Genomic DNA, 21819 nt, shown 5'->3' with positions numbered 1-21819 from the left:
CAAAAAATGGCTTATTTTACTATATTTTAGGGTCCTAGGCCCTGCGCAATGACTATTTGCGGGCAACTCGCCAGGGCGAAAGCAGCAACGGACTTGTGAATTTTTATGTGCTCAGGTCGCCTAGGATTTCTTTTTTTTTGCAACCCTCGGGTTGCACTTTTTTTAACTAAAGATCCCCGCCTTGGTTCGGCGACGCTCACCACAGGTCGCAGGGATGACGAAGCAGCAATGATTCTTTGGACTTTTCGACACACCAAGCCCTACAACCCGAAAGATGTCTGCTACGGGCGACTCGACTTTGACGTATCCCCCTCATTCGAAGACGAGGCGAAAAGCGCCATCGATGACTACCTGAAGGCTGGCGCCTACCCGACCCGACTCTTCAGCAGCCCGCTCCTGCGGTGCATGCGACTCGCCGAGAAGGTTTCGGAGGCCACCGGGCTTAACATCGAGAAAGACGACAGGCTCATGGAGATAAACTTCGGCACGTGGGAAGGCCAGAAGCTCACCGCCGTCCCCCGCAACGAGATGGCCGCCTGGAAAAGCGACTGGCGTGGGTACAGGTTTCCCACGGGCGAAAGTTTCCACGACGTGGACAAGCGCGTAGAGTCACTTCTTGACACGCTCGACGACAACGGCGAATACCTGTGGGTAAGCCACGCGGGCGTAATCGCAGCCCTCCAGCACTTCGCGTGCGGACTTCCGGACGAGGTCTTTGTCGAAGGGATGTTCAGCTACGCGATGGTCACGCGATTTAAGTTCACGCGCAACAGCGAAGGGCATTTCCGCGGGAAATTCACGACCGTGCACGAAGGCATCAAGATGCCGCCGCTCGTGATGGATTGATGTTTCAGCCTTCGTCACACCGAAGTGCCGAAGGCACAAGTGTGTCCATGAATGATTAGACACTCTTGTCGCTCCGCGACTGCGGTGTGACGAAGTCACGACGAGGGCGACAATTAAAAATCAAGCGTAAAGAGGGCTTGCGCGCCACCGGTAAGGTTCGGCAACAGCGCAAAGTGCATCGGGTTATCGAAGTCGCTCAGCAGGGCATCGACAACCGCATCGCCCAAAGAATACAGGTAGATAAGCGCTACACCCCAGATATACTGGTTCCTGTTCTTGCGGTAATACGTAACGCGCTCGGTCACGCGGTCAAGTTCCTCGGACGAGGAATTCTCTTTCTCCAGAAAGTGCTTGCGGTCGAGGTAGTATTCCACCATGTTCTGCGAGGTGCGGATGCTCGCCGCCGCGCCGATGAGTCCCATATAAAGTAACCCCGCCTTGCCAAACTCGCCATTGTACATCTGGCCGAGCCCCGGGATAAGCCCGAGCAGCAGGGCAGTTTTCATATCGCGGAGTTCCACGCTCCGGTAATTATTGTTGTACCAGATGCCGAACGCATCCATCATTCCGTACAAGTGAAGGCCGAACAGCCACGCATTCTCGGCGTAGCGCAGGTCTTCCTGCTCCATCTTCTTGTCGCTCTTTTCACGCACGCGGTTCGCATACTCGTTTCGCTTGCCCTGATAGTAGGCAATGCTGTCGCGGTCCTGCGTTTCGCGGATAAGCTTGGAATACATCGACACGGTATCGCGGAAAGGCTGCGCCTGTTCCAGCACGCGGTCCTTCTGCCACGACTTGTTGAAATAGACCTCGTAAACCAGGAGGAGTTCGATACCCGTAATGAACCCGCCGCGCACGTAGTGTTCCGTATAGTACTGCCCGCCGCCCGGGAAAAGGCTCAGGAGCATGGTAAGCCCGAGCGAGTTGCGCTTTGTCGGGATGTCCCATTCGTTCACGGGGAGCGTGTCGATGGAACGTATGCCCGTCTTGCCCTTTACCAGCGGGTCGCACTGGAACGCCGTATCGGCAGGCACTTCTTCTGCCACCTCGCCAGGATCCGCCTCCGCCGATTCAGCAGCCGACGTATCTGCCGGGACAGTTGCCGCAACCGTCGAATCGGCCTGCGCCACGGCCATGCCCGCAAAGGCGAGGCACGCAAACAGGAATATGGCAAGCAGACGGTTTAACATTTGTTTGAAATATAGTAATTAGTTGATTGATAATTGATAATTGATGATTGATGATTGACGATGGTTCGCGGGAAGGGGCATGCACTGGAGCTTCATGATAATTATATTTTGCAAAAAAATTTCACTTTTCTTTTGTAATGTCATTTTTTGACACAAATAAATTCTATATTACGGAGTATGAAAATGAATAGCGTACAGACCATCAACGAAGCGAATATCGAAGGTATGGAAATCGACAAGAACCTTCTTGAAGAGGCTATCGCCGAGCTGGTCCACGCCATCAAGGAAAAGCTTATCGCCCGCGGCGAGATGATGGCAACCGCGGAATCCTGCACGGGCGGGCTTGTCGCAAGCAGCATCGTGAACGAAGCGGGCTCTTCAGCCGTACTTGCAGGCGGAATCGTCGCCTACCAGAACGATGTCAAGGAAGCGCTCCTCGGGGTAAGCCACGAGACTCTCGAGCAGTTCGGGGCAGTGAGCGAGCAGACCGTAAGGGAGATGTCCGCGGGTGCGCTCGAAAAGTTCGGCTGCCAGTGGGCTGTTTCCACCTCGGGCATCGCGGGCCCCGGCGGGGCAGAACCCGGCAAGCCCGTCGGCACCGTATGGATGTCAATTTCGTGGAAAAATGGTAACAACTCGGTGCAAAACGAGGCTTTTTGTAAAATTTTCGCAGGGGATAGGCTCAAAATAAGGCTCAAATCCGTTTATATGGTGTTGTGCAGGCTATTTGTTTTGTTAAATAAACAAAAAAGCACTTGCACAAGTGAACACTAAATAGTATATTTAGACAAGAAAAACAAAAAATGGAGTCCAATATGGCAAAGAAGAACACGACACCCACCAGCAACCTTTCCGCCGACAAGGCAAAAGCGGTCGAAGCGGCAATCGCCCAGATCGAGAAGAATTATGGTAAAGGTTCCATCATGGCTCTCGGCAGCCAGCCCGTCGAAGAAATCCCGGTAATCCCGTCCGGCTGCATCCAGCTCGACATGGCGCTCGGCGTGGGAGGCTTCCCCCGCGGCCGCATCATCGAAATCTACGGCCCCGAATCCTCCGGCAAGACGACCCTCACCCTGCACGCCATCGCCGAAGCCCAGAAGCTTGGCGGCGTTGCGGCCTTCATCGACGCAGAACACGCCTTCGACGCGGTCTACGCCCGCAAGCTCGGTGTCGACATCGAATCCCTCCTCGTTTCCCAGCCCGATACGGGCGAGCAGGCCCTCGACATTGCCGAGACCCTCGTGCGTTCCGGCGCCATCGACATCATCGTGATTGACTCCGTGGCAGCACTTGTCCCGCAGGCCGAAATCAACGGCGAAATGGGCGACAACCACGTTGGCCTGCAGGCCCGCCTCATGAGCCAGGCCCTCCGCAAGCTCACCGGCATCCTCTCGAAGTCCAATACCTGCATGCTGTTCATCAACCAGCTCCGCATGAAGATCGGCGTGATGTTCGGCAACCCCGAAACCACTACCGGCGGTAACGCCCTCAAGTTCTACGCCACCCAGCGTATCGACATCCGCCGCATCGCCGCCATCAAGGACGGCGAGGAGGTCATCGGCAACCGCACCCGCGTGAAGGTCGTGAAGAACAAGGTCGCGGCCCCGTTCACCCAGTGCGAATTCGACATCCTCTACGGTTGCGGCATCTCCCGCGAGGCATCCATCCTCGACCTCGCCTGCGAACTCGACATTATCCAGAAGAGTGGCGCGTGGTTCAGCTACAACAACGAACGCATCGGCCAGGGCCGCGAAAACGCCCGCCTCTTCCTGAAGGACAATCCGGAACTCTGCAACGAGATTGAGCAGAAGATCCGCGAAAGCATGAAGGACGTTGAACTCTTCAAGCTCGGCGAGAACGAAGCCCTCGAGGCCGAAGACGACGGCGAAATCAACGCCGTCGAAGAAGGCTAGCAGCTAAAAAGCGGACCCTCGCCCGCTACAAAAATTCTTCCTGTTGAGAAACAAACTCCGTGTCCTCCTTCAGCCATTGTGAGGGCACGGATTTTTTTTTGCGCACGGAGTTTTTTTATTACAAACCGCCTGCAAAAAATCCGCAACCATACCACACGCAAAAATTTTGTTATTTTAGACGCATGAACTTATCCTTCGCGCATATCCTGACAGCGCTTACGACCCTCGTGCTGGCCGTAGCACCACACGCGCAGGATTTGTGCCCTCACAAGCTTCTCGACAAAGACATGATTGTGAACCTGGAGGGCTGGTTCATCAACCCGGAACATTCCCGCGCGAGGATAGACCTGGAGTGGCGCCACCACGAGACAAAGGAACTGGACACGTTCTTCGTACATATCCCGAACAGGCCCTCCTTCAAGTACATCACGAGCAAGACCGGCAGGTATCTTGAATTCTCGGAACCCAAGATTAAACGGCAGATGGCGATGCACCACCTGAAAGAAGACATCGCGAACACGCCCGTCAAGTACGATGACCTCGAACTCCTTGCCCACGGGTACTTTATGTGCAAGGACTCGAGCATCCAGAAGCCGAATATTCTTTCGCCCGCATACTCGAACATGTGGTGGAGCGTCACTCTGGACTCGCTTGCAAGCCCGCACCTGATTACCATGCGGGGGGCAGCAAAAGAGAAGCGCGAACTGCGCATTGACGACTGGAAGGACTATTCGGGAATCACGCTTCCCTCGCTCATCACGGTCGCGGGCCTCAACTACCGCGGCAAACTCTGGGTGCGCTCCGTCTACCCGGTCGAGGAAATCGACACGGACCCCCTGCGCGAAAGCATCTTGAAATCAGGCCACGACTACCGCACGTTCTGGCGGATCGGGAACGAGAAGTAGCCCTGATACTTCAGCTGAGCAATGAATTCCTGCCCCAGGTTGCCGTCGTAGAAACGGTCTTCCTTGCGTTTCCAGAAACCGAGTTCGAACGTCAGGCTCCGCATACCGTCTTTCCACGAAAAAAGCGGGCCTATCTTCGCCATCATGTAGCTCAGCGCTTCTTTTTCCACGGTATTCCCGTTGCGTAGCGTGCCCGTCCGGTAGTACGATGTTTCAAACAGGGCCGCAATATTCTTGTTGAAACTGAACATCCCGTACAGTTCAAAGTCCAGCACGAAATCGCGGCTGAACACGGGCATATTTATCTTGTAGTCGTAACTCTTGCCTTCGAAATCGGTACTTATATCGGAAAGGATATAGTGCATATTGAACCCGATAAACGAATTCTTGGGCAGGAAATACTCGATTTTCACATAGAGGTCAAACAGCTGTGCGTAGTCAAACTCGTCATCTTCGCCCCAGACGTTATCGACAATGTAGTCGGCATTCCAGGTTTCAGCGATTCTACCACCCTCTACGGCATCGACGGTCACCATTTCCTGGTTACTCAGCAGATAAAGGTAGCTGCGGTAGATTGTCCCGACCTCCACCTGAGGGTTGGTCTTGAAGGGGCGTAACCCGAGGCCGGCCTCATAGCCCGCAAAGAACGGGGAAAGTTCAAGGGCGCCTTCCATCCGGAGGAATGTAGGCGACTTTTCCATCGGCGCACCGTAGTCGAGCAGTCCGATTGGCTCCAGCCACGTGTAGCGGAGCGACCCTTCCAATTGCGGGAGCCACTGCCCCCACACGAAGGGGGTATTCCCCATCACGCTCCAGGAAAGGTTCGGGCCATAGCGGAAGCCCTGCTTGACACTCGCGTCGAACCCGAGAGAGAACGAAAACGAGACCGCAGAAAGCAGCAAAAGGGCAAAAATCCTCGTATGGCGGCCAAAAAACTTCATTTCATTGTAAAATCTAAAAAATATTTCATCTATTTGCCCGATAAATTCTTATTTTGTGGACACAAAATCTTATAGGAGTCCCTATGAAACTTTCTCATCTGTGTGCACTCGCCCTCTGTGGCCTGCTGTTTTGGGGTTGCGCAAACAAGACTTCGTCCCCCATCCTTATCGAACGTGGCGTAGGCCAGAACGAATACGAACGCGAATACTTCGTCACGAAGGAAAGCATGGGTATCGACAAGCGCCTCAAGGACGTGTTCAAGCAGGGCTATATCGAAGAAGGCATGACCAACGACATGGTGAACCTGCTCTGGGGCCCTCCTGACCACGAAGTCGAGACCGACACCAGCAGCGTGTGGGAATACTACACCGCCGAAGGCAAGCTCATCACGCGCCTCATCTGGAAGCACCCCGACCAGGCACGTTTGAAGGGCTACGAGAACGAATGGATCCTCGAAAAGATCGAAGGCGACCGCTACGGTGGCTCTCCGGCACCGACTTCCAGCCGTTCCAGCAACTACAACTAACATTCTTTACCACTGCATTTCTGCAAAAAAGAGACTGATATAAATCAATCTCTTTTTTTATTTTTGGCCTACACTAGCGCAATTTATAGAAATGAGAAAGACAGTTTTTTTCTGCTTTTTTTGGTTGCTGGCATTCGGCCTTTGGACGAGCTGTTCCAATGTCAAATCCAGTGAAAGCGACAATGACATCGATGATGAACAGGAATTCTCCAGCCCTTCGGAAGATATTGACGAAGACCAGAAATCATCCAGTTCCTCCGAATCGTCCAGTTCTTCCGAAAAACCAGAATACTCCATAGAAGGTTTTGTAAAGCAGAAAGGCCCCAAGACGGTATCCTTGACGGACGCCTCTGACGAGTCTAACGTCACGATGGAGGTCCAACTGGACTACGACTTCTACATTGGCCGCACCGAAGTGACCCGAGAACAGTACGCAGCACTCATGGGTGGCGATATACCGGAAAACGAAAAGAATCTTCCGCAGGTCAATGTCAATTTCTACGATGCCGTTTTGTACGCAAACGCATTAAGCAAAAGCAAGGGGCTCGACACCGTATATACCTACACAAATTCCAATTTCACTCCCACAGGAAGTTGCGTTTTCCTTGAAGGACTAGTCACTCACTACGAGGTTTTTGGCTACCGACTGCCAACGGAAGCCGAGTGGGTGTATGTCGCAAAAAAATTCTGGGATGTCGAAAATTCCTGGAATGCAGATAATTCTTCATCTATTCCCCACGAGGTTTGCACCGCCCCCGGATTAGACAGTTTGCACGTCAAACTTGAAGAAAACCCAGATGCAGTCTGCAACATGACAGGGAACGTCGCCGAATGGGTAGACGGATGGCTTGCGGATTTTAAGGACACCACCCTGACAAACTATGTTGGAGCCTCATCTCCCAACAGTTTAAAAGAAAACATTATAAAGGGCGGAAACTGCCGATTGTCTCCCAACGATATCAACATCAACACTCGTCGGGATGTGTACCCCATTGCGATGAATTCCAGCGCCGACTATGTAGGTTTCAGGTTGGTGCTTGGAGCCATCGACAAACCGCTTTGGCTAGATCCATCTGGAGCCGTGAACACGGTCAAGATAAACATCGTGGCTACCATAGAATCCATTTTGGGAACTTTAAACGCCAGAAGGGCAAAGGCGAAGCTCGTATTCAGAAACGACGTTTCCGGCAAACTGACTTTTATCGATTACACCAAGAATGCTTCTAGGGCAATTGAAATTGAAGATGACGCAGGCGCATTCCACCCTGACGTATCTCCCGATGGCAATTACATCGCATTCAGCACCAAGATTGAAGGAATATCCGGAAAATCAGAAGTTTATGTTTGCCGCCTGGATTCCGCATGTTCAGAAAAGATAAAGCTCCCCGTTGAAAGCGCCGCCATTCCGCGATTCAGGGTGTTAGAACCAGGCGATACCGCTTTAGTGTACGTGTCTGACGCCGGAAGCAACAAGGATTCCTTGACCTGGGCAGGGTACAGCACATGGATTGTTCCCTTCGCAGGGGGGGAGTTCGGCACGCCACGGCTATTGCTAAAGGGTAGTTTTAACGGAGGCGTAACAGAGGGGCTTGCGGTAACAGGCTCGAAGCTCTTGCGCGTTGCCACCTGGGACGACCCCGACAAGGTTAAATATGACGTATGGTACAACAACGAGCAGGCCTGCAACGTTTCTCTTGCCACCGATGGTTCGAACCGGACTCTATTCCTCGATTTCGGAAGCTCTACAGGTCAAAAGTTTGTCGGCCAAAAATACGGCACTCACGAACAAATTCTTGTAATGAACAGCAACGGAAATCTAGTAGACGCAGTCGCTGCTCCGGCAGGCTATTCCTATGACCATACGGAATGGGTGACCGGCAAGAATGCGGCGGTGGCAACACTTTCGGACCAAAACGGATCCCACAAAAAAATCGTCTTGATAGACATGGAAACGAAAAAAATTGTTGAACTTGTTGAAAGCGATGAATTGTGGCATCCGGTTCTTTGGGTAGAACGTTCTACGCCCCTTGTCGCAGAACAATCTTCCAGTTCATCAAGCGAAACGCCCAAAGCATCATCATCCAGCACAAGCGTCCAGACAAGCTCTTCAAGCGGGAATGTCGAAACAAGTTCTTCCAGCGAGATTGCCCCAATCAGCTCTTCAAGCGAATATATTGAAAGCAGTTCTTCCAGCGAGAATGTCAAAACCAGTTCCTCAAGCGAGTTTGTCCTAACAAGTTCTTCGAGCGAAGATATTGGAACCAGTTCTTCAAGTGAATTTACAGAAACGAGTTCATCAAGCGAGATTGCCCCGACAAGTTCTTCAGGCGAGCACAGCCTGGTTCTGGACCCCGACAGTGCCGGAATATATGTGTACAGCTACACGCAGTTCAAGGATTTCATCATACGATACAAGATGGAGCTCTTGTGGCAGTTCGCCGATTCCGCCAATGTGGTCGTCATAGGGTCTTCGCGCCCTCTAAACGCGGTTTACCCCACAAAACTGAGCAGCAAATTCACTGCGGTAAACTTGGGCCTTGCATCATGTACAATCCACATGTCCAAGGACCTCCTGATGAAGTACATTATGCCCCACTACAAGAAAATGAAGTATCTGGTCGTTTCTCTCGATTTGGATTTTTGGTGGAAAACACCGTCTGCCAAAGACGACAACTGGTTCGCCGACAACGACGCCAATGCAAAGTACCTGTTGTATCCTGGATTTGTATATGACAAGAACCACAATTACTGGGTAGGTGAAGAAGATCTTACACCTTTATACGAGGCTGCGAAGGACGGAATACTCTACCCGTCATCAAATCGTACCGACCATATTATTGAGCTTAGAGGCCAATTGCACACTACTTGCTCAAAATCGTGGCCAGGAGCAGCCTTTGGTGCAACCGTTAGCGATCCCGGACAAGAAATCCTCGCAGGCTCCATGAATTCCCTAAAGACCATCATCGAAGAGTCGGCCAAACGAGGTGTAACAGTCATCGGGACAATCCTCCCCCAGTCTCCTGCATACAGGAATTCCGCCATGTTCGGTTACCTGGGCATGAACCGCGATATAGCCGATTCTCTAATCGGAGAATTCGTCAAGATGGAACAAACATATTCGAATTTTGTTCTGTTCGACGAAAACAAGGGCGGCCTGCACGACTACGCCAATGGAATGAACGAAGACTCCCAGCACCTTTGCGATGAAGGAGCCGAACTCTACACTCACCGCTTGGATTCCCTTTTGCTAGAACTTGACAACAAATAGCATATTCGGAGCCTAAAAACACCACCCTACCTACCCAAATCCATAAATTTTTCTACATTTACGCCCGTTAAATTTTAAACCTCTCAAGGAGTTAATTATGCGTCAGTATATCATTGCTGGTAACTGGAAGATGAACAAGACCGTTAGCGAATCCATTCAGCTCGCTAAGGATATCGTGGAAGCCGTCAAGGACGTGAAGAAGACCGAAGTGGTCATCGCCCCGACTTACCTCGCTGCCGCCAAGGTCGCCGACGTCATCAAGGGTACCAACGTGAAGCTCGCCATCCAGGACATCCACTGGAAGGACCAGGGCGCATTCACCGGTAAGGTCTCCGTTGACATGGTCAAGGAAATCGGCGCCGAATACATCATCATCGGCCACTCCGAACAGCGCCAGTACTTCCACGAAACTGACGAAACGGTGAACCTCAAGGTCAAGAAGACCCTCGAAGCCGGTCTGAAGCCGATCATCTGCATTGGCGAAACCCTCGACCAGCGCAACGGCGGCATCCTGAAGGAAGTCCTCGGCCTCCAGATCAAGGGCGCCTTCAAGGACGTTTCTGCCGAAGACGCAGCCAAGTGCGTTCTCGCTTACGAACCGGTTTGGGCAATCGGTACCGGCGTTACCGCTACCGACGAACAGGCTCAGGACACCCAGGCCTACGCTCGCTCCGTTGTGAAGGAAATCTACGGTGAAGCTGTTGCCGAAGGCATGCGCATCCAGTACGGTGGCTCCATGAAGGGCGCCAACGCAGCAGGCCTCCTCGCCCAGAAGGACATCGACGGCGGTCTCATTGGCGGTGCAGGTCTCAAGGCCAACACCTTCAAGGAAATCATCGACGCTGCCGAAGCCAAGTAATTTTCAACCAACCAAGGAATCGTCACCATGACAACACTCTTTTGGGTTCTCATCGTCATCCACGTGTTCCTCTGCCTGTTCCTCTCCCTCCTCGTTCTCGTGCAGAACGACAAGATGGGCGGCCTCGCAGGGCTCGGCGGCATGACCTCCCAGTCGGCATTCTCTACAGCAGGTGCTGCCACCTTCATCCAGAAGCTGACCCGTGTCGTAGCTGTCATCTTCTTCATCGTCGTGTTCGCTCTCGGCCTCATCACCGCGAAGAAGAACGTTACGGTCGAAGAATCTGCCATGCAGAAGGCGACTCGCGAAAACGCAGCCCAACAGCAGGCTCCGGTCCCGGCTCTCCCGGGTGACTTCGCCGCTCCGGCAGTCGATGCACCTGCAGCCCCCGCTGCTGACGCTCCGGCCGCACCGGCCACCGAAGTCCCGGCTCCGGCTGCTGAATAAGTTTGGCAGGCAGGCCCCAGGGCCTAGCCAGCCTGACCGCATATTGAAGTCCGCCCTGCATTTTTGCGGGGTGGATTTTTCATTGCGCCGAAGGCGTAATGAAAATGTGGAGTGCGAGATGAGAGATGTAGAATTTGGAATTAGCCATTACACATTCCTCATTTCATATTAAACAACTCTCATTACACACCTCACACCACACATTTCAAATTACACACCCTTTTCTACCTTTTTCTCCAGAGGTATCTAATATGCAGAACACATTGGTCGCACCCGTAGGCGTTCTCGGCTTTGGAGTCGAGGGCCAGAGCACATTCAATTACCTGGTTCGCAGTGGCATCAAGGACATAGTCGTAATGGACAAGAACCCGGTAAACTTGCCGGAAGTTCCCGCGGGAGTGAACGTAAAAACATTCAGCGGTGAAGGCTACCTGGACGGACTCAAGGACTGCGTGACCGTCGTGCGCTCCGCGGGCGTTTACCCCATGAGCCAGGACCTGTTCAAGTTCCAGATGAACGGCGGCATCATGACGAGCCAGATCCAGCTGTTTTTAGAACAAACTAAATCCAAGAAGGTCGTAGGCGTAACGGGAACGCTCGGAAAGGGCTCGACCGTGAGCATGATTAGCCACATCTTGACGAAATGCGGCGTAGAGAACGAAATTGGCGGAAACTTCGGCGTGCCCGCACTCGACCTGCTCGAGACAGAGACGCCCGACCGCATTAGCATTCTCGAACTTTCGAGTTTCCAGCTGATGACTCTCTCGCTTTCGCCCGATGTGGGCGTTGTTCTGCGCGTTTCGACCGAGCACCTGGACTGGCACAAGAGCGTGGAAGAATACCGGGACGCGAAGGCCAACCTGGTGCGTTGGCAGAAGCGTGCCGGGACCTGCGTGTACTTGAAGGATGCCGCACCCTCGGCAAAAATTGCGGGGGAAAGCCCTGCCGGCACAAAGTATGCCGTATGCCACGCCGATGGCGACGGTGCCGGTGACGGGGATGCCGTGATTGAAGGCGCCACCCTCGCCATCGACAGCAAGAAGCTGTACCTTGCGGACTGCAAGGTGCGCGGCATCTACCAGCTGGAAAACATGGCGGCGGCGACCCTCGCGTGCAAGGCACTCGGGATTCGGGTGGCCGACGCGTTCCAGGCGCTCAAGACCTACGAAACCCTCCCCTTCCGTATGGAATTCAAGGGCGAAAAGAACGGGATTGAATTCTTCAACGACAGTTACGCCACCCGCCCCGACGCGACGATTGCCGCGACTGCCAGTATGACGCGCCCCTTCGCGCTTATCCTCGGCGGTTCCGAGAAGAACGCCGACTTTACCGAGCTCTCGAACATCCTCGTGAAGGAGCGCCCGAACCTCAAGCGTATCGCCCTCATCGGCGCCACCGCCGAACGCATGCTTGATTCCCTGAAGCAGGCCGGGCTCGATTCCGCGGGTATCACGGCAAAAATCTTCCCCACCCTCGAGGAAGCCTTTGCCGACAGCCTAGCCATAGGCAAGGGCGGGACCGTCATCATGAGCCCCGCCTGCGCAAGCTTTGGCCTGTTCAAGAACTACAAGGTGCGCGGGCAGGTGTTCGACAAGCTGGTCGCGGGCGTTTAATTTTTGATTTTTTTCAAAAATTTTCACCCCTACCCCTTTACAAACGGCACAAATCAATCTAAATTTGTTGCCGTTCCGCTAAGGACCACGCGGTCGTGGTGGAATTGGTAGACACGCTAGCTTGAGGTGCTAGTGGGAGCGATCCCATGACAGTTCAAGTCTGTCCGACCGCAGAAAGGATCCCAGTCGCAAGACTGGGATTTCTTTTTACCTGAACAATTGCGTTTAGCGGCCCGCAGTACCGCGCTTTGCGGCAATACGAGCCGACAGGCACGCCCACAACTTGAATATCGTGAACGGCCCGAAGAATCCGGTCACCATGGCGAGCGCAGACCCGACCCCCCAGTGCGCCCCCGTAACCGAAAGAAACACCTGCTGGCTTGCCACCTGGAAAAACCACGAGAACAGGTATATCGCATACGTTGAACCGTAGAATGGCCTAAAGAAGCGCAGCCCCATCTGGCAGTAAAGCCCCGCGAGGCACAGGCTCATTATGATTCCCGTAAATCCGTAGAACGGATGGTTCCAGTCATGCCCGGGATACACGTAGAACGCCATACACATCACTACGCCGAAGGCCATCGCAGGGACTGGCTTCACGCGGTTATCCTTCAGCAATTGCGCACGCACGAATTCCACATCAAAAGCGTAACCCATCACGAAATAGAACAGGAAGGCGATAACTCCGGGATAGTTCAGGATTTCTAAAGAATATCTCGGGAAAAATATCGCCAGAAAATACGACGCAACCAGCACCGGCAGAATCCAGTAGCGCGACTTTAGCACCAGCGAAACCTTCCCGCCCACATACGCAATGCAGAACACGAGGAACAAGGTCGGCAGGAACCAGTATATGGAAATGACGTTGTCGTTCGGGTAGAAGAGCATGTGCGCGTACCCCGCCCACGAGAAATCGACCTCACGACCCGCGAAATTCCCGAGAAACGCCTTCGGGACAAATACGAGCGAACTGATGAGCCAGTAGGGCAACAGCAACCGCCTCGCCTTTTTTGCAAGGGCGCGCAGCCCAAAGTACTGGCCCAAGGGCTTGCCGGAACGCTTTACCGAAACGTGCAGAAGGTGGCCCGAAATAAAGAAGAAAAGCGGCATGTGGAACGAGTATATCCACTCATACACGATGTTGTCCTCGTGATGGTAAAAAGAGTGCCCGATTACCACCAGGATGATGGCAAAAACCTGCAAAAAAGAAATCCACTCCAGCCTGTCGGAAGATTCACGCATCTCTAACCTACTCAACGAGTTACGAGCAAATATACATATTGTAAAAAATGCATTTTGCCACTTTCCGTGACATAAAACACGTCATAACTGCAAAATGCTACAAAAATAATACATTTCTTCATTTTTTTTGAGAAAATATGTGCCAAAGGGGGGCAAACCTAACTAAATTTACACCTGTTAACACAAAACCAATCTCTTCCAAGGAGACACAAATGAAGAAGATGACGCTCTCCGCAATCGTGCTCGGCCTCGCTGCCGCTGGTGCGTTTGCCCAGGCTCCTGCCGCCGCTCCGGCTGCGGCTCCCGCAGAACAGGCTGCCGCCCCGGCTGATTCCGTGAAGGCTGCCGAAGAAGCCAAGAAGGCTGAAGAAGCTAAGGCTGCTGAAGAAGCCAAGAAGGCCGAAGAGGCCAAGGCTGCTGAAGAAGCCAAGAAGGCCGAAGAGGCCAAGGCTGCCGAAGAGGCCAAGAAGGCCGAAGAAGCTAAGGCTGCCGAAGAAGCCAAGAAGGCTGAAGAAGCTAAGGCTGCTGAAGAAGCCAAGAAGGCTGAAGAAGCTAAGGCCGAAGATGCCAAGCCGGCCGAAAACACCAATCCGGGTGAAGTTGCTAACGCTGCCGGCAACGCTTTCGCGATGCTCAAGGCCAGCATGAACGAAGAAACCTCCGCCGCCCAGATGGAAGTGAAGTTCTCCGGTTCTGCCGAATTCGATATTTACTCTGGCGACGTCCTCAACGACGACGACTTCAACCACAGCTACTGGACCACCTTCGACTTCAATATCGACGTGAAGTTCAACGACAAGTGGTCTGCACACGTCGGTCTCGAAGCTGACGGCCCGATCGACAATCCGGGTGTCGGCTACAACGGCGCATTCGTCCAGTACAAGCCCGCCGACTTCTTTGCTGTGAAGTTCGGTGACCTCACCTTCACGGAAGGTGCATTCAAGGCCTACTACGGCTACGATGACCCGCAGTACAATGCCGCCGGCATGAAGGAACACGACATTCGCGGTCTGCAGATTGACCTCGCCGGTCTCGAACTCGGTTTCGGCTTTGGCCGTGGCGCTAACGACCGCTGCGCTTGGGGCGACCCGGCCGAAGATGAAGGCTGCAAGGTCTACAATGCTCACGTGGCATACGAATTCGACTACGCCGGTCAGCACCTGCGTCCGTTCTTCGACTACAAGAGCTACCAGCAGGAACAGCACAACGAACTGCATGCCGGTATCGACGCTGGCATCAACATCGGTGGCTTCAGCTTCCGCGCTGTGTACGGTTTCCATGCTGACTACCTCCTGGATGACGAAGACATCGTCGACGGTCAGGATTGGACCTCTACCGCCCACGCTATCTTGGCTGAACCCAGCTTCGACGTGGCCATGTTCCAGATCAAGACCACCTTCTTCTACGCATTCATCAGCGACACCGACGCTCCGGCTAGTGATGCTTGGTCTACCGAAATTCCTGAATACTTCTTCGTGTATGCAGAACCCGCCCTCAAGGTCGGTGGCTTCATGAAGTTCGGTATCCCGGTTGAATTCCACACCAACACCCTCGACGACGATCGCGACGACACCAAGACCATCGACGTCGGTGGCCGTCTCTACCTGACTCCGGTCGAGAACCTCGACATCACCGCCTTCGGTATGGTTGACATTCCTATAGGCGACAACGATGACGACACCGCTCTCCGCTTCGGTGTTGAGACCGTGTTCAACTTCTAATCGAAAGGTTACAAGTCTTAAAAACCGTCGGGTACAAGCCCGACGGTTTTTATTTTGCCCCGCAGGCGGCCCGCAAAAATCTATCTTTATGCGCAAACCATGAACCGTTTCGAACTCCTGAAAACTTCCAAGAAATCGAAGGCACGCCTCGGCGTGGTCCACACCGACCACGGCGACGTGACGACCCCCATCTTTATGCCCGTGGGCACCGAGGCGACAGTCAAGGCGGTCACGCCCGCCCAGCTCAAGGACATCAAGGCGGAAATCATCCTCGCGAACACCTACCACCTATACCTGCGCCCCACCACGCCCCGCATCGCGAAGGCGGGCGGCATCCACAAGTTCATGGCTTGGGATGGCCCGGTGCTCACGGACAGCGGCGGATTCCAGGTATGGAGCCTGAAGGATTTGCGCAAGATTACACCGGAGGGCGTCGAGTTTAGGAGCATACTTGACGGTTCAAAACACTTCTTTAGCCCCGCAAGCGTCATGAACGCCCAGCGCGAAATAGGCGCAGACATCATCATGGCGCTCGACGAGTGCACGCCCTTCCCGAGTACGGCGAAGGAGGCGGAACACAGCCTCAAGTTCACCCTCAAGTGGACCGCGGAAGCCATGCAATGGCTCAAGGAGCACCTGCCCATCCACGGGTACGACCAGCAGTTCTTCGGGATTATCCAGGGTGGCATGCACAAGAACTTGCGCAAGCAGGCGATTGAACGCATTGCGGAACTCGGGCCCGACGGTTTTGCGATGGGCGGCCTTTCCGTAGGCGAGCCCACCGAGACGATGTACGAGATTGCGGATTTTTGCACCGACATTCTGCCGCAGGACCACGCCCGCTACGTGATGGGCGTGGGCACGCCGTGGAACTTGCTGGAGCTCATCGAGCGCGGCGTGGACATGTGTGACTGCGTGATGCCAACCCGCAACGCGCGCAACGGCATGCTGTTTACGAGCGAAGGCGTGCTGCGCTACAAGGCGGCGCGCCATGCCGAGGAATTCGACAAGCCGGTGGACCCGAATTGCGACTGCTACTGCTGCCGTAATTTTAGCCGCGCGTACCTGCGCCACCTGCACCACGCCGGAGAATCGCTCGGGTTCACGCTAGCGAGCATCCACAACCTGCATTTTTACCTGCACCTGATGCGCGAAGCCAAGCAGCATATCGCCGACGACACATTTGAAGAGTGGAAAAGGGAGAAGTGCGAAATCCTGCAACGCGACCTCCAATAGTCATTAGCTTTTGGGAAAGGAGGGTGTTAGGGAGGGCGGAGCCTTCCCTTGTCTAAGATGCCTTGCGATAAGCAAGGCATCAAACAGGAAACGCGAGAAGTGCGAAGTGCTGCAGCGCGATTTACAGCAAAAAGAAGCTCTCACCAAGTGTAAATTCCATTTTCAGCAGACCAAATGAAGGTATGCGTCCGTTTTGGTCTGCCCAAAACGAAAAAGACGCATACTTTTACCACAAGCAAAAGCTATTTCAGCAGACCAAATAAAGGTGTGCGTCCGTTTTGGTCTGCCCAACAATTACAAAACCAATGCTTTTGTTACAGACAAATGAAATTTCAGCAGACCAAATTACAAACTGCAACCAGTTTGGTCTGCCAAACGGCGCAACGCATTCCCCCGGAGGACCGGAGCCCTCGCATATTTTTGGCGGAGGAATATGGCTCGCTAAGCGAACACTTAAACGAAGTGATCGTGTGAGCGTGCAAGCCATATCCGAAGCCAAGTATATATCAGCGCTGCAACAAAATATAAACCTCGTTCAAGCATCCCTCCCCCTAAATAGAGAACTGCAGTTTAAAGGAAAACCGCAGGGACTAACAGTCACAAGGTTTTCCTCCCGGTATACACATCCCGTTTTTTTGCGTCATAGCAATAAACAAATTTCTGCCGGAGCCCTCACTTATTCTTGGCGGAGGAATATGGCTCGCTAAGCGAACACTTAAACGAAGTGTGCGTGTGAGCGTGCAAGCCATATCCGAAGCCAAGTATATATCAGCGCTGCAACAAAATATAAAACTCGTTCAAGCATCCCTCCCCCTAAATAGAGAACTGCAGTTTAAAGGAAAACCGCAGGGACTAACAGTCACAAGGTTTTCCTCCCGGTATACACGTCCCGTTTTTTGCGTCATAGCAATAAACAAATTTCTGCCGGAGCCCTCGCATATTTTTGGCGGAGGAATATGGCTCGCTAAGCGAACACTTAAACGAAGTGATCGTGTGAGCGTGCAAGCCATATCCGAAGCCAAGTATATATCAGCGCTGCAACAAAAAAACACCCGGCTCTTTCGAACCGAGTGCTTTTTGTTAGGAGGAGAATCTTTATCGGCGCTTCGACAAGCTCAGCGACCTTTATTACATCATGCCGCCCATGCCACCCATGCCCGGGTCCATGGCCGGAGCAGCCGGCTTGGGTTCCTTCTTCTCGGTGATCACGCAGTCAGTCGTGAGGATCATCGAGGCGATGGAGGAGGCGTTCTTGAGGGCCGTGCGGGTCACCTTAGCCGGGTCGATGACGCCAGCCTTGATGAGGTCTTCGTAGGTGTCGGTCTTCGCGTTGTAACCGAAGGCGTCCTTGCCTTCCTTGACCTTGTTCACCACCACAGAGCCTTCGAGGCCAGCGTTCTGCACGATCTGGCGGAGCGGTTCTTCGATGGCGCGGCGGATGATGGCAGCACCGGTCTTCTGGTCGTCGTTATCGAACTTGAGGGAGTCGATGGCCTTCTCGGCACGGATGAGGGCAACGCCACCACCCGGAACGATACCTTCTTCGACGGCAGCGCGGGTTGCGTGCATGGCGTCGTCGACGCGGTCCTTCTTTTCCTTCATTTCGACTTCGGTAGCGGCACCGACCTTGATGACGGCAACGCCGCCGGCAAGCTTGGCCAGGCGTTCCTGGAGCTTTTCGCGGTCGTAGTCGCTCGTGGTGGTTTCGATCTGCTTCTTGATCTGACCGATACGGCCCTTGATGGAGGCAGCATCACCGGCACCTTCCACAATCGTGGTGTTGTCCTTCGTGATGGTGATGGACTTGGCCTGGCCAAGGACGGTGACCGGAGCATCTTCGAGCTTTGCGCCCGTGTCTTCGGAAACCAGCATACCGCCAGTGAGGATAGCGATGTCTTCGAGCATGGCCTTGCGACGGTCACCGAAGCCCGGGGCCTTGACGGCGGCGACCTTCAGGGTACCACGCATCTTGTTCACGACGAGCGTTGCGAGAGCTTCGCCATCGACGTCTTCGGCGATGATGAGGAGAGACTTGCCCTGCTTTGCCACGTGTTCGAGCATCGGGAGCAAATCCTTCATGGTAGAAATCTTCTTGTCGTACAACAGGATGTACGGATTCTCGAGGGAGACTTCCATGCTGTCGGTGTTGGTGACAAAGTAAGGAGAAAGGTAGCCGCGGTCGAACTGCATACCTTCCACCACGTCGAGCACCGTGTCGGCGGTCTTGGATTCTTCGATGGTAATCACACCGTCGTTGCCGACCTTTTCCATGGCGTTGGCGAGCAAGTCACCGATTTCAGGGTCGTTGTTCGCGGAGATGGTAGCGACCTGGGCAATGTGTTCCTTGCCGTTGATCTTCACGGCCATCTTGCCGATTTCCTTGATGACGGCGTCAACCGCAGCGTCCATGCCGCGCTTGATGTCCATCGGGTTTGCACCGGCGGCCACGTTCTTGAGGCCTTCGCGGGTGATGGCCTGGGCCAAAACCGTAGCGGTGGTGGTACCGTCACCGGCGGCATCAGAAGTCTTGTTCGCGACTTCCTTGGCCATCTGGGCGCCGAGATTTTCGTAGGCGTCTTCCAGTTCCACTTCCTTAGCGACAGTCACGCCGTCCTTCGTCACGTTCGGGGCACCGAAGGAGCGGGCGATCATCACGTTACGGCCCTTGGGGCCGAGAGTTACCTTGACTGCGTTGGCGAGCTTGTCCACGCCCTTCATGAGGGATTCGCGAGCCGCCACATCAAACTTGAGTTGCTTTGCCATTTTGTTTTTCCTTTTTTATAAACTTTTTTGATTAGAGCGTCGCGATGACGTCCGGTTCCTTCACGATGAGGTAGTTTTCACCATCGACAGTGACTTCAGTGCCGCTGTACTTGCCGTAGAGCACCACGTCGCCCACCTTGACTTCCATCGGGACGATTTCGCCCTTGTCGTTCTTGCGGCCCGGGCCCACGGCCACGACCTTGCCCTGCATGGGCTTTTCCTTGGCGTTATCCGGAATGAAGAGACCCGAGGAGGTCTTCTGTTCGGCTTCTGCCGGCTTGACAACGATTCGATCTGCTAAAGGCTTGATCATTTTACTTTTCCTTTTTTGCGGACGGCCGCTTTCGCGGGGCCCTTTGTTTAAACCTTGGTCCAAACTGGACTATTTTTGTTCGCCCAATTATTAGCAAAAGGTGTGCCAAACCTAGTTTTAGGCACGATGTTTGTATTTATATGGTAAAAAGGCGCCTCAAATCGCCTAAAAGAAGGCAAAAGAGTGTTTAAAAATAAAACACTCTGTAGCAACGTTTCAAAATTATACGCATTTTGCCGAGTTTGCGCTCTCTTTCGCGTTTCTCACATACTCCAAAGCCATGTTTATATTCCTGACATCTGGCCTTGCAGCATTGGATTCCACCTCGCAAATCCGTTCCAGCCAGTTCATGAGCTGAGCCGGAGTCAGCCCCACCCCCTGGGCAAGTTCGCAAAAGCCTTGCAACGAAGGCAACCGCTTGCCGCATTCCATCATCGATATCGCCTGCCGCGTAACACCTACACATTTCGAAAGGGCCGTCTGCGAGCACAGCATGTTCTTACGCAATTCAAGCATCAATTTTCGGAACGCACGGTTGAAAACTTCTTCATTCTTGTAATTCATGGCCCAAAAATAGAAAATTAACAGAAAATCGCACACTCATATGTTTTCATTATTTTTATTTGCTTATATTTTTCGTACACAAAATGTCAATAAAAGTTACTTTACCTACCCTTTGAAATTTTTGTATACCGGTTATTTTTTAGCGGTTCCCTGGGGCAAACCGCCCAAGCAATCATCGCTTCAGATTTTTAAGATTTTCAAGACGATTCAGCGCCTCGTAGAGGGTCTCGTCCTTCTTGGCAAAGTGGAGGCGCACCAGGTGGTCCACCGGTTCCCGAAAGAAGCTGGAACCCGGCACCGCGGCAACGCCCACCTTCTGCGCCATGTCAATGCAGAACTGTTCGTCGGGCAACTTGCCACCATCAAGAAGAACGTTTGACCCAGCACGGGAATTGCGCGTGCCATATCCAAATTCAGAAATATCAATTAGGACAAAGTAAGCACCCTGCGGTTCGGAGAAGCGGAGCCCCAGGTTCCGCAAACCATCCGTAAACAGCTGCTTCATGTGCGTATAGTGCGCCTGCAGGCCCGCGTAGTACGAATCATCGAAGCGGAGTGCTGTCACGGCGGCCTCCATGAGCGGGGCAGCGGCGCCGACCGTCAAAAAGTCGTGGACTTTCTTGACGCGGTCCATCACGGGGGCCGCGGCAAGCACGTATCCGAGACGCCAGCCAGTAATTGAATAAGTCTTGCTCAGGCAACTGCACTCGATGGTGCGTTCGAACATTCCCGGAAGCGTCGAGATATACGTGTGACGGTGAGGCGCGTAGATGATATGCTCGTACACTTCGTCCGTAATCACGTACAGGTCATACTTCACTGCCAGGGAGGCGATTACCGAAAGTTCCTCGCGGGTAAAGACCTTCCCGCTCGGGTTCGCCGGATTGCACAGCACGAGAGCCTTCACGCCCGGCTGTTTCATGGCGCTTTCCAGGACGTCGGCATCGAAGCTCAGATCCACCGGGGAAAGCGGCACATATACGGGAGTCGCCCCGCAGAGTATAGTGTCGGCAGAATAGTTCTCATAAAAAGGCGAGAACAGCACGACCTTGTCACCGGGGTTGCAGACCGACATCATCGAGGCCATCATCGCCTCGGTACTACCGCAGGTAATGACGATTTCCGTTTGCGGATCGTAACGCAATCCGCCAAAACGGAACTGCTTGTCGCTCAGCGCCTCGCGAAAATTCTGAGCACCGAAGGTGATTGCATACTGGTGCGGCCCCACAGGGGCAATTTCGGCCAAGCGCCTCGTCAGCGCCTCCGGCGGGTCGAAATCCGGGAAACCCTGCGAAAGGTTTATCGCCCCGCAAGCGTTCGCGATGCGGGTCATTCTGCGGATAACGGAATCGGTAAAGGTCTCTGTGCGCTCACTTAACGGCTTCATGGCTGGCAAATTTAGCATTTATACCGGCAACCCTATCGTCTTTCGTCTATAGTCTTTCGTCTAATATTCTATATTTGCGCTCAC

At 53.5% G+C, this 21819-nt stretch carries 18 protein-coding genes, 1 tRNA gene and 1 other RNA gene; 13 read left to right on the top strand and 7 right to left on the bottom strand.

Annotation, left to right across the window (positions count from 1 at the left end):
* Nucleotides 1-32 precede the first annotated feature (32 nt).
* Nucleotides 33-129: signal recognition particle sRNA small type (ffs, locus tag BUB22_RS01790), an RNA gene on the top strand.
* 99 nt (nt 130-228) lie between these two features.
* Nucleotides 229-846, top strand: coding sequence for a histidine phosphatase family protein (locus BUB22_RS01785; protein ID WP_073113668.1), 618 nt, complete (start codon nt 229-231; stop codon nt 844-846).
* Nucleotides 847-959: 113 nt separating this feature from the next.
* Here the strand turns inward: BUB22_RS01785 and BUB22_RS01780 are convergent, their stop codons facing one another.
* Nucleotides 960-2036: a DUF5683 domain-containing protein gene (locus tag BUB22_RS01780; protein WP_073113667.1), complete on the bottom strand. Its 1077-nt coding sequence runs from the start codon at nt 2034-2036 to the stop codon at nt 960-962.
* 177 nt (nt 2037-2213) lie between these two features.
* On the opposite strand from BUB22_RS01780, the gene BUB22_RS01775 reads away from it, so the two are divergent.
* From BUB22_RS01775 to BUB22_RS01765, 3 genes are all read left to right on the top strand, one after another.
* Nucleotides 2214-2810: a CinA family protein gene (locus BUB22_RS01775; protein ID WP_139258664.1), complete on the top strand. Its 597-nt coding sequence runs from the start codon at nt 2214-2216 to the stop codon at nt 2808-2810.
* 41 nt (nt 2811-2851) lie between these two features.
* Entirely contained in the window at nt 2852-3949 is a 1098-nt protein-coding gene (recA, locus tag BUB22_RS01770) for a recombinase RecA (RefSeq protein ID WP_073113666.1), read from the top strand.
* A gap of 182 nt (nt 3950-4131) precedes the next feature.
* Entirely contained in the window at nt 4132-4854 is a 723-nt protein-coding gene (locus BUB22_RS01765) for a hypothetical protein (RefSeq protein WP_073113665.1), read from the top strand.
* On the opposite strand, the gene BUB22_RS01760 is transcribed toward BUB22_RS01765, so the two are convergent.
* Nucleotides 4818-5795, bottom strand: a complete 978-nt coding sequence (locus BUB22_RS01760) for a hypothetical protein (RefSeq protein ID WP_073113664.1) — start codon at nt 5793-5795, stop codon at nt 4818-4820. The genes BUB22_RS01765 and BUB22_RS01760 overlap by 37 nt on opposite strands.
* Before the next feature lie 83 nt (nt 5796-5878).
* Here BUB22_RS01760 and BUB22_RS01755 point away from each other — a divergent pair, with 83 nt between their 5' ends.
* The 6 genes from BUB22_RS01755 to BUB22_RS01730 all read left to right on the top strand — a co-directional run bounded on the left by BUB22_RS01755 (nt 5879) and on the right by BUB22_RS01730 (nt 12682).
* Nucleotides 5879-6322, top strand: coding sequence for a hypothetical protein (locus tag BUB22_RS01755; protein WP_072809742.1), 444 nt, complete (start codon nt 5879-5881; stop codon nt 6320-6322).
* Between the two features lie 91 nt (nt 6323-6413).
* Nucleotides 6414-9590, top strand: coding sequence for a TIGR02171 family lipoprotein (locus tag BUB22_RS01750; RefSeq protein ID WP_073113663.1), 3177 nt, complete (start codon nt 6414-6416; stop codon nt 9588-9590).
* A gap of 97 nt (nt 9591-9687) precedes the next feature.
* On the top strand, nt 9688-10449 hold the full coding sequence (gene tpiA, locus BUB22_RS01745; RefSeq protein WP_072809737.1) for a triose-phosphate isomerase: 762 nt from the start codon (nt 9688-9690) through the stop codon (nt 10447-10449).
* Nucleotides 10450-10476: 27 nt separating this feature from the next.
* Nucleotides 10477-10896: a preprotein translocase subunit SecG gene (gene secG, locus BUB22_RS01740; protein ID WP_073113662.1), complete on the top strand. Its 420-nt coding sequence runs from the start codon at nt 10477-10479 to the stop codon at nt 10894-10896.
* A gap of 251 nt (nt 10897-11147) precedes the next feature.
* Complete coding sequence (gene murD, locus BUB22_RS01735; protein WP_073113661.1) at nt 11148-12509, top strand: UDP-N-acetylmuramoyl-L-alanine--D-glutamate ligase; 1362 nt, start codon at nt 11148-11150, stop codon at nt 12507-12509.
* An 89-nt stretch (nt 12510-12598) separates the two neighbouring features.
* Nucleotides 12599-12682, top strand: a tRNA-Leu gene (locus BUB22_RS01730).
* A gap of 52 nt (nt 12683-12734) precedes the next feature.
* Here the strand turns inward: BUB22_RS01730 and BUB22_RS01725 are convergent.
* A complete protein-coding gene (locus BUB22_RS01725; RefSeq protein ID WP_073113660.1) occupies nt 12735-13751 on the bottom strand; it encodes an acyltransferase family protein in 1017 nt (338 codons plus the stop codon).
* A gap of 212 nt (nt 13752-13963) precedes the next feature.
* Between BUB22_RS01725 and BUB22_RS16555 the strand changes: the two genes are divergently transcribed.
* Both BUB22_RS16555 and tgt read left to right on the top strand, forming a co-directional pair.
* Complete coding sequence (locus BUB22_RS16555) at nt 13964-15472, top strand: hypothetical protein (protein WP_175547211.1); 1509 nt, start codon at nt 13964-13966, stop codon at nt 15470-15472.
* Nucleotides 15473-15571: 99 nt separating this feature from the next.
* Complete coding sequence (tgt, locus tag BUB22_RS01710; RefSeq protein WP_073113659.1) at nt 15572-16708, top strand: tRNA guanosine(34) transglycosylase Tgt; 1137 nt, start codon at nt 15572-15574, stop codon at nt 16706-16708.
* A gap of 1128 nt (nt 16709-17836) precedes the next feature.
* Here the strand turns inward: tgt and groL are convergent.
* From groL to BUB22_RS01690, 4 genes are all read right to left on the bottom strand, one after another.
* Nucleotides 17837-19471 carry a chaperonin GroEL gene (gene groL / locus BUB22_RS01705; RefSeq protein ID WP_072809725.1) on the bottom strand — a complete coding sequence of 545 codons (1635 nt, stop codon included), beginning with the start codon at nt 19469-19471 and terminating at the stop codon, nt 17837-17839.
* A gap of 31 nt (nt 19472-19502) precedes the next feature.
* Nucleotides 19503-19784 carry a co-chaperone GroES gene (gene groES, locus BUB22_RS01700; protein ID WP_072809723.1) on the bottom strand — a complete coding sequence of 94 codons (282 nt, stop codon included), beginning with the start codon at nt 19782-19784 and terminating at the stop codon, nt 19503-19505.
* A gap of 222 nt (nt 19785-20006) precedes the next feature.
* On the bottom strand, nt 20007-20348 hold the full coding sequence (locus tag BUB22_RS01695) for a helix-turn-helix domain-containing protein (protein WP_139258663.1): 342 nt from the start codon (nt 20346-20348) through the stop codon (nt 20007-20009).
* A gap of 172 nt (nt 20349-20520) precedes the next feature.
* The gene (locus BUB22_RS01690) at nt 20521-21735 is read right to left on the bottom strand and encodes a pyridoxal phosphate-dependent aminotransferase (protein WP_073113657.1); all 1215 of its coding nucleotides are present in this window, start codon (nt 21733-21735) and stop codon (nt 20521-20523) included.
* Between the last annotated feature and the right edge of the window lie 84 nt (nt 21736-21819).

The sequence above is a fragment of the Fibrobacter sp. UWCM genome, assembly GCF_900129735.1.
GTDB lineage: Bacteria > Fibrobacterota > Fibrobacteria > Fibrobacterales > Fibrobacteraceae > Fibrobacter.
This window is presented reverse-complemented; position numbering and strand designations above follow the sequence as displayed.

Excerpts from the sequence above, each read along its gene's own strand:
- BUB22_RS01785 (WP_073113668.1), top strand. The coding sequence starts at position 229 with ATGATTCTTTGGACTTTTCGACACACCAAGCCCTACAACCCGAAAGAT.
- BUB22_RS01780 (WP_073113667.1), bottom strand. The coding sequence starts at position 2,036 with ATGTTAAACCGTCTGCTTGCCATATTCCTGTTTGCGTGCCTCGCCTTT.
- BUB22_RS01775 (WP_139258664.1), top strand. The coding sequence starts at position 2,214 with ATGAAAATGAATAGCGTACAGACCATCAACGAAGCGAATATCGAAGGT.
- recA (WP_073113666.1), top strand. The coding sequence starts at position 2,852 with ATGGCAAAGAAGAACACGACACCCACCAGCAACCTTTCCGCCGACAAG.
- BUB22_RS01765 (WP_073113665.1), top strand. The coding sequence starts at position 4,132 with ATGAACTTATCCTTCGCGCATATCCTGACAGCGCTTACGACCCTCGTG.
- BUB22_RS01760 (WP_073113664.1), bottom strand. The coding sequence starts at position 5,795 with ATGAAGTTTTTTGGCCGCCATACGAGGATTTTTGCCCTTTTGCTGCTT.
- BUB22_RS01755 (WP_072809742.1), top strand. The coding sequence starts at position 5,879 with ATGAAACTTTCTCATCTGTGTGCACTCGCCCTCTGTGGCCTGCTGTTT.
- BUB22_RS01750 (WP_073113663.1), top strand. The coding sequence starts at position 6,414 with ATGAGAAAGACAGTTTTTTTCTGCTTTTTTTGGTTGCTGGCATTCGGC.
- tpiA (WP_072809737.1), top strand. The coding sequence starts at position 9,688 with ATGCGTCAGTATATCATTGCTGGTAACTGGAAGATGAACAAGACCGTT.
- secG (WP_073113662.1), top strand. The coding sequence starts at position 10,477 with ATGACAACACTCTTTTGGGTTCTCATCGTCATCCACGTGTTCCTCTGC.
- murD (WP_073113661.1), top strand. The coding sequence starts at position 11,148 with ATGCAGAACACATTGGTCGCACCCGTAGGCGTTCTCGGCTTTGGAGTC.
- BUB22_RS01725 (WP_073113660.1), bottom strand. The coding sequence starts at position 13,751 with ATGCGTGAATCTTCCGACAGGCTGGAGTGGATTTCTTTTTTGCAGGTT.
- BUB22_RS16555 (WP_175547211.1), top strand. The coding sequence starts at position 13,964 with ATGAAGAAGATGACGCTCTCCGCAATCGTGCTCGGCCTCGCTGCCGCT.
- tgt (WP_073113659.1), top strand. The coding sequence starts at position 15,572 with ATGAACCGTTTCGAACTCCTGAAAACTTCCAAGAAATCGAAGGCACGC.
- groL (WP_072809725.1), bottom strand. The coding sequence starts at position 19,471 with ATGGCAAAGCAACTCAAGTTTGATGTGGCGGCTCGCGAATCCCTCATG.
- groES (WP_072809723.1), bottom strand. The coding sequence starts at position 19,784 with ATGATCAAGCCTTTAGCAGATCGAATCGTTGTCAAGCCGGCAGAAGCC.
- BUB22_RS01695 (WP_139258663.1), bottom strand. The coding sequence starts at position 20,348 with ATGAATTACAAGAATGAAGAAGTTTTCAACCGTGCGTTCCGAAAATTG.
- BUB22_RS01690 (WP_073113657.1), bottom strand. The coding sequence starts at position 21,735 with ATGAAGCCGTTAAGTGAGCGCACAGAGACCTTTACCGATTCCGTTATC.